The sequence below is a fragment of the Paenibacillus sp. FSL W8-0187 genome (assembly GCF_037969755.1).
Taxonomy (GTDB): domain Bacteria; phylum Bacillota; class Bacilli; order Paenibacillales; family Paenibacillaceae; genus Paenibacillus_AQ.
Map to the genome: position 1 here is coordinate 6,419,510 of NZ_CP150206.1, position 11,566 is coordinate 6,431,075.

Consider the following 11,566-nt stretch of genomic DNA (forward strand, 5'->3'; position numbering starts at 1 on the left):
GGGGATGCTTTGTCATAGCAGATGATGCTCAGTCGATTAATGGTTGGAACGCAGCAGACGAAGCCCGTTCAGTATAACCAGAATGGTGCTCCCCTCGTGACCGATGACGCCCAGTGGCAGCGCAACGCCTTGAATGAAATTGGCTGCAATCAGCGTCAAAATCACGGTGATGGCAAATATCATATTTTGCTTCACGATGCGCTGAACCCGGCGTGCCACCTTGACGGTGCCGGCAATTTCATCGATGTTATCATTCATAAGCACCGCATCCGCTACCTCCAGCGCCGTTCCGCTTCCCGAAACGCCCATGCCGATCCCGACGGTCGCGGTAGCCAGTGCCGGCGCATCGTTCACACCATCTCCAACCATGACCACATGGCCGTAACGGGACCGAAGCTCCTTAATATGTGTAACTTTATCTTCCGGAAGCAAGTCGGAGAACACCATGTCTACGCCGCTTTGCTTCGCAATCACGTCCGCCGTCGCCTTGCGGTCCCCCGTCAGCATCGCTACCTTGATGCCCAACTGCTGAAGCCGCTTAACGGCCATCGCCGCTTGAGGCCGGACCGCATCCTGCAGAGCAATCATGCCCGCGATACGGTCTCCCTTCAGAATAACGGATACCGTCTTGCCTTCGGATTCCAGCGTGTTCCGGATGGACAGCCAGTGCTGGCGATTCTCTTCAAGCACGCTCAAATCTTTTTGCGCGTAAGCTTCACCCGAATACTGATCTGCAGTCGGTTGATCCAGAATATCACTTTTTCCTATTTTCCAGGTGATTCCTTCCACTTCCGCCTGCATACCCCAGCCTGTTATGGACTGACCGTTCTCCACCTGCTGCAGCTCGGCCCCCTCTTTCTGAGCCGATTGGACAATCGCCAAGGCCAGAGGATGCTTCGACATTCTTTCGATAGAAGCACTGATGCCAAGCAATTCATGCCGATCCCAGCCCTCGCCTGCGATAAAATCCGTAACCACTGGCGTACCAAGCGTCAAGGTACCGGTCTTATCAAAAGCAACAACTGCCGTGCGTGCCATATTCTCGATATGGGCGCCGCCTTTGAATAGTACGCCTTTTCTGGCGCGATTGGAAATCGCCGACAGCATCGCAGGCATGATCGAAGATACCAGCGCGCAAGGGGATGCCACGACGAGAAACACCATCGCTTTGTAGAAGGTTGTATCCCAGTCCCATCCCAGAACGGGAGTAGCCAGAACAATCAGGGCCACGGTCGCAATGACAACGACACGGGCATAAATCGATTCGAACCGCTTGATGAACCGCTGCGATTCCGGTACTTCGTTCTCCGCTTCTTCCACCAGTTTGATAATCTTGGCGAACAACGTGGATTCCGCCGACTGGGTGACCTCAATGTACAATACGCCCTCCCCGTTCAAGGTTCCGGTAAATACTTCATCGCCTATGGACTTATCGACCGGTACGGATTCGCCGGTAATCGAAGCCTGGTTGACCGAGGAGCTGCCGCGATAAATTTTGCCGTCTGCAGGAATAAGCTCGCCCGGCTTTACCAGAATCAGGTCGCCGATCTCCAGCTTGCTGATGGATACCGATACCATCTCCCCCTTCTCGATACGCAGGGCCGTCTCCGGCTGCAGCTCCATCAAGGACGAGATATCCTTGCGGCTTCTCTCCATGGTATAACTCTCAAGCGCCCCGCTGAGGGCAAAGATGAAGATCAGCATTGCGCCTTCATTCCAGTACCCTATCGCTGCAGCTCCCATAGCGGCAGCAATCATCAGCAGATTCACATCCAGATCGCGCTCCTTCAGAAGGGTCTCCACACCTTCTTTGGCTTTTACCCATCCGCCGACGGCGTAGGATATCACATACAACACAACGGAGAGCGGCTCAGACCATTGGCTGGTCAGCCAAGCCACCAGCATCAGCAGGCCGCTGCCCAGTGCAGCCACGACCTCCGCGTTGCTCAGCAGGCTGCGTATATCCCACTTCCCAGGCTGCCGCGGCTCACGTGGATCCGCTCCATTTTCTATTGTCGATATGCGTCCAGTCGTCGTTTGACTTTGTATCCATTGCATAACCAATCACCTTCCTAGTTGAGAATGAGATCCATTATTACTACCCTTAAAATGACACATGCTGCCCCGGCTTGGCCGGAGCAGCATGCTAAATGAGAATGAGAATCATTTTTGAACTTATACAATTTATTTTCCTTCGTACAACTTTATATGTATCATACTCACTTCATCCTCATTTGTAAACCATATTTTTCACATTTTTTAAATGCTGAAGAGTGCCTATTGGTGTTCCCTGATGGTGAAGATGAACCTTCAACACGTAAAAAAGCCCTTGCGATCTCTCGCAAGGACTTCTCTCTATACAATCACTTATTTCGTAAAGCGCTCACATTCCATCACTCGACAATCGTCGAACATCTGCGGCGCATCTCCAGCCTCGCGCCGGTTATTCGAATGGCTGCAATCTCTGAGGGCTGACAGCACACCTCATGTATGCCCTGCCGGTAAACCATCCGTAAATCCGTGGCAGCCACCCCATTGATCCGGAGCGTTAATTGCGGCTTCGTTCGCCTAATTCGATGGATCATCTCTGAGAAAGCCGCAACCCTGTGTCCTGCCTCATCCGAGGATTCGAAATTCTCCGTACCCTCCGAATCGAATACAATCACATCGGCCAAACGGGCAATCTCCGCTCCCGCTGCTGGTTTCATCCCTTCTCCGAACAGCGCCCCATAGCGAATACGCACAAAACGCCTTTGATCCATAAGGGTCTGCTCTGCCACTTCTTCGATAAAATTATGAATCGATATAAAGTCATCCGCGTGTGCCGGACGTACAGCCAGGAGCTCTAATTGGCAATCTACGCCTTCCTCGCTGCACTGCTCCACAGCTCGGAACAGCGACTCCAGCTGAGCATCCTGCACTTCACGTAACTCCATCGTGTTGGAAAGCCGGGCATCATGCAGCAAGCTGACCGCACATCGGGCTCCACCCGCCGCCTGAAACACCGACACCCAATAGGTCTTCCATAGCATAATGAGTCTCCGCCTTAACAGGGCGCTCTTCTCTGCGCTCCGCGAATTCAACCACGCCGTGTAAACCTCCTGCAGCAGGCCATGCTGCAGAGCATCCTCCCCGCGTATCAGCCCAATTCCCTGAGCACCTTGCCTGATATCTCGTGCAATGGATTCAGGGTCTGCGGATCGGCTCATGACTTTCAGTCTTCTGTTCCTGTCACTCCACCCCAGCAGTCGGGTCAAGGAAGGTCTGTCCGTGCCGTTATGCCGGATCCCGGAAACCCTGAGGGCTTCTTCAATATCGTCAGGCGATGCCAGTAACAGCAATACCTCCTCATGGGTGACTCCTCCTGCCATTGCAAAATGCTTCAGCAGATCCGTCTCGGGAGAAATCTCGTTTGCCATAATCTCCTCTGCTCTGATGAACTCTTCATCTTCAAATCGACGCTGTCCCAATTCACTGCCAGCTCCCCATTGCCTTTCCGTCATGGTTATCCTTCTACTCCCTTTCACCTTGAATTGGATAAACGCCTCCTTACAGATTATTATGAAACAATTGGAAATATACAGCGCATGGGATAAACACCGGCTGAAAAATATCGGGTGAGAACGAACCATGCCCCTACTCTCTTTATGCAGGATGCCTGTGCAAAGGCGGGAAAGCTTGACCTATCTATTTATCCTCATTTCACGGACAGGATAAAACCTATACAATGGAGGAATGAATCGAAGACGCAAGAAAACGTAAGGGAGAGTTGAACATGAGAACTGATTATGATCATTGGGAACCGATCAGCGTATCGGATACCGTCAGAATTTTTGCTGATATCCCTGCTCGTTGGTATATCGCCGGAGGCTGGGCTTTGGATTTATATTTGGGAGAGCAGACCCGGGAACACGGCGATATCGATATCCTGATCCTTCGCGAAGAGCAGGCCGCCATTTACGCTGCATTAGCCAAAGAATGGACGCTGTACAAAGCGGATCAAGGAACCTTATCAATCTGGGAGGAAGGCGAATATTTGCATTCGGTTGGCGATGTATGGGTAAGCCGAAATGATGAAGCCCCATTTTCATTCCAAATCATGTTGGTAGAAACCGAACAGGACCGCTGGGTTTATCGAAGAGAACCGTCGATCCGAAGACCTCTCCAAGATATATCCTTAAAAACAGACCAAGGAATTCCCTATCTGAAACCGGAGATACAGCTTCTATATAAGGGTGGCAGTAAGAACATTCGGGAAAAAGACGAGCAGGATTTAATCAAGGTGCTCCCCTTCCTTCACCCGCAAGCTAAAACATGGCTTACCCATGCGCTCCGTACGCAGTTTCCATCGGGTCACCCCTGGATCGATTACATCGCATCCTCGTTATAGCCGCCGAGCGGACACCCATCTCCATAAAAAAGACTGCTCCATGGTTTAGCCAAAATAACCGGAGAGCAGCCGCTGTCATATCATTGCTTTATCAGAATATGGAATTCACATTCAGCTCGTTTCACTTTTTATACTTGTCCTCACCGAAATCGATGTTCATTATCCGAGCGACCAAATGCGGTAAGTCCGTATTATTGTGTAGTCCGCGAAATAACTCAGATCCCGGTCCAAAAGCATACAGCGGAACATCCACACCCGTATGCAGATAGGTATTCCATCCCACGATGGAACGTTTGCTGATGACATGATTTATAGCTTGCATAGCGTCAGCAGCATTGATAATTGCGATTTCCTCCTCAGGCGTCACATCGATGCCGGCATAAGCTTTGAGCACCTCTTTGACATTGCTTCTATCCGTCTTCAGCTCTTTAGTCATATAGAGTCCGGATGCTTGTACCTGCCGCAGCACCTCCAGTTTGGCGTCCGTTTGATCATATCCTCCGACCGCCATTCCTCCGGTGTCGTGATCACCGGCTATAACGACTAGCGTGTTCCCATCCTCTTCTGCAAACTTTCTTGCCAGCTCCACTGCTTCTTCGAACGATTCCGTGTCCTTCATGGCCCATGCGGCATCATTGTAGTGACCGGCCGAATCAATCTGGCTTCCTTCCACCAGCAGGAAAAAACCGTCTTTGTCTCTATGGAGAATATCGATCGCTTTTCCCGTCATTTCTTTCAGGCTTGGTTCGTTCGTATGCTCCCGGTCCAGCTCAGGCGCCATATCTCCGTCCGCGAACAAACCGAGAATTCGGTTTCCACTTGCTAATTCCAGTTGAGTCCGGTTCTCAACTACACGATAACCTCTCTGTTTCGCTTCTTCCAACAGATTGCGGCTGCTTTGCTTCCCTCCCATAGTCTCAGGAAGAAAGAAGGCCTTACCTCCCCCTAGCAAAACATCCGCAATTTGCAGTTGCTGCTGCGCAATAAGGCTTTCATCTTTCCTTGAGAAAACATGCGATGAGAACGCAGCTGGGGTCGCATCGGTAATGCTCGAAGTAGCTACGAGACCGGTTGCCTTCCCCTGTTCGCGGGCCGCCTCAAGAATCGTCTTGCGCTCAATCCCATCGGGAGTCCTCCCGATCATTCCGTTATTCGTCTTGTATCCCGTGGCCATTGCAGTCGCCGCTGCGGCTGAATCGGTGAGCGCGGAATCAGCTGAATATGTCCTTACCATGCCTACAATCATGGAGTCCATCACAGAGGGCTCACCCTTGTACAAACGGTAGTTGGCTGCATAGGCAGGTGAAAATCCATCCGGAATCATAAAGATTACGTTTTTGGCCTTTGTACGAGAATTGGAGGCGGCTGCCTCCGCCGATTGGTCAGCCTGCAAACCCAACATGCAGCATACCAGCATAAGAGTCAATATGGCAGCAGCTGAAAGCTTAATTTTCACAGTTCCTCACCTTCCTTAATGGGTATTCTGAAGCTGGAACCAAATATGAACGGGGCACATGCTGTGCCCCGATTCGCCCACTGTTGTCTCAGATGAATTGATACATGTCCTGTTTGCTACAGCAGCAGCTTGCTCAGCACGTTGTCACTGATACGGACTACATTGTTGTTATAATCGTTCCAACCTAGGCTGCCGGCCCAGTTAACCGAACCGACAGAGAACACAGCGCCGCCGCCATGAATATCAAAATAAGTCATGTCCGCCCGCACGAGCGGATTTTCGGTTCCCCCCTGACCTGGTGCAGTATGAAGTTGATCTTCATGCACGAATTGGTAGTTATCGTCATGACCGGTCGATGTTGCCAGACGCAGCGTGTGCGGAGGTGTTCCGAAACTCAGATCGTAACGGTCGATCTCATCGCCAGCGGCTCCTCCGGCAGCATGTCCGAAATCACCAATGATCTCGTTTTCGCCGATACCGTCAAAAATAAACCCGGCTTCCGGTTTGAAGCTGTCGTCTAACCGCCGGTAGCCGGTAGCAGACCCGCCACCCAAAGCGCTAGTTCCTACACCGACTAGACGCTGGGGCATATAACCATGGTGACGCCATAGACCGCCGGACTCCCCCGTCGTGCTGTGGAACAGTTCACCAGGAGGAGAATCCGAAGCACGTGAACCGGCGTTACCGCGCCTTACTTCCAATAGGGATGGCCGGTCCGGATCAAGACTCGTCACCCAATAAAACCCGTTCCCGCCTAAATACATGACCCGCCCGCCGTTCGCTAAATATTGCTCCAGCGCCTTCATCATCGGTCTCGTCCAGTATTCGGGATGGCTCCCGGTGATCAGCACCTTGTAAGGGCTCAATAGATGAACTCCCTCATGATGCAAATCCTCGTCCGTAGCAACGTCATAGCTCTGACCCCGTTTTTCCAGCCACCCTGTAATGTACAAATCGGCGGAAAAGTGGCGTACAGCCCGCCAATTACGGTAGTGAGGCCGGATATTCAGAAGCGGTCGCAGACGGGATGAGAATTGCACGCCGCTGCCATCGTTATGCAGGTCGTAGATGGAGCTGCCCACCTCGGGATGTTCATCCAAATAAACGTCCTGGGAAGGAAGAACGTAGTCCTCACCCAGATAGTCTTTGGCAAATTTAAACAGCCGTTCGTTCCCGTAAGCCAAATAAGTATTAGTCGGCGCAAGAAACAGAACGGGTGCACTTACGGTTCCTTGAAGAGGGCGAACAAAGAAAGGAATAAAGTCTACGCTGCCTTCAGCTTCAAGTTTGAGCGCGTATATTCCGCTCGGCAGATCGCCCGGGATCTTCCAGGAAATATCAATCTCCCACTCGGCATCGACAAGATCATTATCATGAAAGTGAACAGCCGCATATTGTTTAGGCGCGTGCCGGTAGTCCAGGTGTTCCCCAGTCCAGTTGTGACTGGTTACCGCTCTTGTGCCCCCCTGATGCAGGGTGCCGTGATAGCCGCCTGCCGACAGGTCCTCAAGGCGTGTTGAAGCAATATCGACGCTGAAATCGTAATCCGCTAGGGGAACAACGCCAATTCCGTCTGTGCCAAGCAGTACGTCCGGTAACAACTCCTCGGGTAGAAGCTCTCCCCAGAACCGGGGATTGCCGATTTTACCATTGTAATGATGAATGGTGCGTCCCGGAGCGGCAGGGTCGGAATCCGCAGCGATCAGGACGCGCGCTAAGGCGACATTGCTGTAATCCAGATTTGCAGCAGCGGTATGAACTTGTAGGCCGTCATCCGCCTTCCACCCGTCCCGGCTGTTGACAAAAAGCTTGACTGTCTGTGTGCTTGCCGCATACTGAAGGACTACGGAATACCATATATTCTCCTTAAGCGGGATATCGGTGCGGACTGTAACGGATTGCCCGCAGCCCCCGGTTAGGGATAACGCCAGACGTCCGTCAGTTTCCAATGCCAGGGCAGCACCGGATGTGCCATCTGCAGAGCGTGCGGACCAGACGGTCTGAATATAGTCATATACGGGAACCGTCGGGAAAATCCACAGCTGTGCCGAGAATTCGCCGCTCTGCATCCAATTTCTCGGCAGGGGCAGCTCGGCATAGGAACCTGGAGCCGTTATCTGCCGCCGCCCGGGATATTCACCTGCACAATCTGCCGACACCGGTTCTGTCGGCAAAAAAGTCGAGTTGTCCGGATCAGGCATTCCTCCGATTAAACGCACAATATTAGCCGTATATACCGAGCTTCCGGTATCAATCATAAAGTGCAGATCTTGACCGGGCTGGACGCTGAATTCATTCGTATACCCGATAATAGTTACAGGATTTGGCGCCTGCGGATCGGTCACATTCGCCTTCACATCTTCTTTGGACATTCTTACATTCCTCCCGTAGTTCAAAGTTTTTCTTTGTACAACGTGAATCGGTTCTGTTATGCCTGCCATGAATAAGATGAGAACAAACACCTGGGTTCCTTCCTCTTATACCGCATACAAGTTTTCGGAATTCTTCCATAAGTTGTATGAGATATAATAGAATTATAGCATGTAAATATTATGGTAAGAAGGCAAAACTTGTTATAATAAATAAAATCTACTGAATATTGGCAGTGATATCAATTGATCCTTGCATGATTATCCACCTGTTTTATTCAATAAAATGAAAAACACCATGACGAAGCAGGAATAATTCCCGCTTCATCATGGTATTGTGAGGATCCTATCTTCTGATGCCTGCTGTAATTCAGGAGTTCTCCCGTTTGCTTTTAATCACCCATTCCGTCAGGTTCTTAACACTGCTGATGGAATCCAGAGTCAAATCATCCTCGTCCACCGTAAAGTCAAACCGCTTCTCTAACTCCGCAAGCAGTCTAATAAATGTCATAGAATCCAATACTCCGGCCGTGCCGATTAAGACGGTATCATTATCAACAAATGACAACTGAAGCATTTTCTTAATTATGTCCGTAATCTCTTGTTCGATCGCATCGCGGTTCATCGTTCATTCTCCAATCTCGAGCCAATTAAATACTTTGTGCGGAAGCGGCAGTTGCAGTATGTAAGTGGATGCCAAGTCATCCGCAGCGGATTTCTTGAAGCCCAGCATTTCCAATAACAGTCTGGCCGGTAAATTTCGTTGTTTGCGCACCAATCGGCACCGTACAGCTTTCGCCATCGGCACCTGTTGTCCCAGCCGTTCAAGAACCGTATACAAAAATGCCGAAGCGATGCCACGGCCTTCGATCCGACAGGAGATGCAAAAGAGATCCAGATTGATTTCTGCGTCGACGATATTCACAAAACAGGTCCCGATAAGCCCGTGCGCGCCGAACCGATCCTCAAGCTTGGCCACATACAAATAGCGGCCGTCCTGCTTGCAATAGGAATCGACGAACGTCATGTCAATTCTCTCCAGCAAATTGTTCATCTGATTCGTACGATGGGACAATTCAACAACCCGGGGGTAATCCCTCTCCTGCGCTAATCGGATCTGCAGCTTCATACCGCATTCCTTTAAAAATTGCTCACGGCTTCCCTTGTGCTCTTTTTGGGCTTCTTCTCTCCTAGATCGCGCCTGCATATATTGACGCCGGTTCTCCGATTCCTCGGTCGCATGGCCGATCTGAAATTCGGGGTACTCAGGCAAATCCCGATATTGACGGGCGTCATATGTACGTATCTGAGGAGCATAGTAGTTTATTTCAAAGCGTTCGAACGGATCATTGTCGATCAAAGCCAGCGTATCCAATCCAATGTTCAGTTCCTTCGCTATCCGTTCCATACTGAGCGCTTTTGAGTCAAAATGACACTGTGGATACAGAAAATATTGACCGACGCCCAGCTCCTCCAGCTTGCTTTTCACCTGGTCCCAGTTGTTGCGGCTGGCTATGCTCTGAACAATTCCGCGTCGGTCCAACGTATCGAGGACGTTTATTATCCCCGGCAGCAGTTTAATGCCTGCTTTGTCTTCTTTAAGCGTTCCCTGCCACAACGTATCGTCTAAGTCCCATACTAGACATTTAATCTTGGGGTCCATTAGGAAAGAGCTCCATCGTCAAATGTGTCGGCTTGAAGCCGTATTTCTTATAGAGAAGCCGCATTGGCAAGTTGCTCACATGCACCTTACCTACGATCTGCGTAACTTCCTCGCTTCTGCAGTAGTTCATTCCCGCCTCGAAGAGCTCATCGACATAGGCGGTTCCCCGGCAGGATTCAGCAATATAGAAACTTTTGAAATTCGCATACGTCTCTTTGGTAACCGAGTTTTTACGCGGGGTTATCCACATCCAGCCTGAGACTTCCCCATCCACATCGAGAACAAGCATTCCTTCCCTTTCATATCGAAGAGCCTTTTCTAGCTTTTTCGTATGAAATAGAGGATCGGTAATCGCATCTTCTCCGAATGAAATCATGGAGATTTCTGTCTCGAATATTGTAATAACAGGGATATCCTGGGGCTCGATTTCTCTAATCGGCATCGTGCTGTAACTCCAATCTGTATTCTTATGCGTTCTTTTTTTGAATGAGCTCGAAAGTCTCATAGCGGCAGCCCGGGCAGCCCTCTTTCTTCAGGTGCTCAATCGTTTGCCACTCCATTTGGAAACCTACTTCGGTCACGCGATTACAGCGTTTGCACTCGTATAAGCGAACCGTACGTTTGACTTCCCCGGTATACAGCGCTTGCCTGTATTCACGTTCGATACTTTCGTGGGTCTCTTCAGTAGATTGTAACACAATCATCTGGCTTGTGTTACCAATAATTTCCGCACCGATATATTCATTGAAGCGAGGCAAGACACTCGTCACTAACAAGCCCATATTGGCAAATTCGCGCTGCATCGCCAAGGTGAAGTCAGGCGATTTGTGGGCGAACGACAGGAAGATAGGCAGTCCTACATCCCGCTTCAGCAATTGAATTCCGCGGGAGACGAATAACGACATCCCCTGCTGTGTATAAGGCGGATCGGTGAATACGCAATCAAAGCGGTTCAGAAATTCAGACGGAAGCTGTTCGCGAAAATCCATTTCGTAGCAGACGATCGGCAAATCTTCGGTTTCCGCCAGATAGTTCACATAGCTGGTAATACGTTTGTCAATTTCGAATACGTAAATACGGGTGTTCGACTTGGAGGCATCGTTACGATAAAGCTGCTTCAGCAGAAACGCCAGCGACACGCTGACGAGATCATCGTCCCCCAGACAAACGATGTCCCTGCCGATTAGAGCCTCGTGACGAAGCGCCAGAACAGCCCGGTTCATGCTCGTAGCCAGAGTGCAGCTTGACTGATCAATCGTAACATCGACCTGAGGACGTCCCTCAAAGACGCTCTCCAGCTTGGTCATCATGTCCTTCAGTTCGTCAGGCTGCCACTGCTCGTACTTCAAACGCTGATACAGGTCATGATCCAAATCGCCGAACCCCATCACTTGCTCGACAAAACGGCTTCCTCTTGCCGTGCAGTTCACCCCCCGCTTTTGTTCAATGAGGCCAACCTTGATTAGCTCTTTCTTAATTGCGGACACCAGCGGCAGGGGCAGCAGCGTTTTTCTGGCAATCTCTTTGGTGGAAATGCCCGGTTTGAAGTAAATATCCAGAAGAATATTCTCAATTACTTTTTTTCCTTCTTTCATTGACACTTGAGAATAAACGTAATCTATCAGTTCCTCGTTCATATATTTACCACCATCCCCTTTAATAAATATATTATCCAACACAATGCACAA

Annotated in this window: 9 protein-coding genes; 1 reads left to right on the forward strand and 8 read right to left on the reverse strand. The window is 50.3% G+C overall.

Annotated elements, in window-relative coordinates; translation table 11 throughout:
- Positions 1–36: 36 nt before the first annotated feature.
- Together MKY48_RS29290 and MKY48_RS29295 are read right to left on the reverse strand one after the other, a co-directional pair.
- On the reverse strand, positions 37–2,058 hold the full coding sequence (locus tag MKY48_RS29290) for a heavy metal translocating P-type ATPase (RefSeq protein ID WP_339268113.1): 2,022 nt from the start codon (positions 2,056–2,058) through the stop codon (positions 37–39).
- A gap of 335 nt (positions 2,059–2,393) precedes the next feature.
- Positions 2,394–3,503, reverse strand: a complete 1,110-nt coding sequence (locus MKY48_RS29295) for a PEP-utilizing enzyme, TIM barrel domain protein (protein WP_339268115.1) — start codon at positions 3,501–3,503, stop codon at positions 2,394–2,396.
- A gap of 272 nt (positions 3,504–3,775) precedes the next feature.
- On the opposite strand from MKY48_RS29295, the gene MKY48_RS29300 reads away from it, so the two are divergent.
- Positions 3,776–4,390 (forward strand): hypothetical protein, encoded by a 615-nt coding sequence (locus tag MKY48_RS29300; protein WP_339268116.1) that lies wholly within the window; start codon positions 3,776–3,778, stop codon positions 4,388–4,390.
- A 121-nt stretch (positions 4,391–4,511) separates the two neighbouring features.
- Here the strand turns inward: MKY48_RS29300 and MKY48_RS29305 are convergent, their stop codons facing one another.
- The 6 genes from MKY48_RS29305 to MKY48_RS29330 form a co-directional block, all read right to left on the reverse strand.
- Entirely contained in the window at positions 4,512–5,846 is a 1,335-nt protein-coding gene (locus tag MKY48_RS29305; RefSeq protein ID WP_339268118.1) for an alkaline phosphatase, read from the reverse strand.
- Positions 5,847–5,962: 116 nt separating this feature from the next.
- A complete protein-coding gene (locus MKY48_RS29310) occupies positions 5,963–8,218 on the reverse strand; it encodes a N,N-dimethylformamidase beta subunit family domain-containing protein (protein ID WP_339268119.1) in 2,256 nt (751 codons plus the stop codon).
- A 367-nt stretch (positions 8,219–8,585) separates the two neighbouring features.
- A complete protein-coding gene (locus MKY48_RS29315; RefSeq protein ID WP_076325395.1) occupies positions 8,586–8,840 on the reverse strand; it encodes an acyl carrier protein in 255 nt (84 codons plus the stop codon).
- A 3-nt stretch (positions 8,841–8,843) separates the two neighbouring features.
- On the reverse strand, positions 8,844–9,878 hold the full coding sequence (locus MKY48_RS29320) for an HAD-IIIC family phosphatase (RefSeq protein WP_339268120.1): 1,035 nt from the start codon (positions 9,876–9,878) through the stop codon (positions 8,844–8,846).
- Positions 9,862–10,320 (reverse strand): GNAT family N-acetyltransferase, encoded by a 459-nt coding sequence (locus MKY48_RS29325; RefSeq protein ID WP_098748974.1) that lies wholly within the window; start codon positions 10,318–10,320, stop codon positions 9,862–9,864. Before MKY48_RS29325 ends, MKY48_RS29320 begins: the two co-directional genes overlap by 17 nt.
- A gap of 25 nt (positions 10,321–10,345) precedes the next feature.
- Positions 10,346–11,515: a bis-aminopropyl spermidine synthase family protein gene (locus MKY48_RS29330; RefSeq protein WP_339268122.1), complete on the reverse strand. Its 1,170-nt coding sequence runs from the start codon at positions 11,513–11,515 to the stop codon at positions 10,346–10,348.
- Between the last annotated feature and the right edge of the window lie 51 nt (positions 11,516–11,566).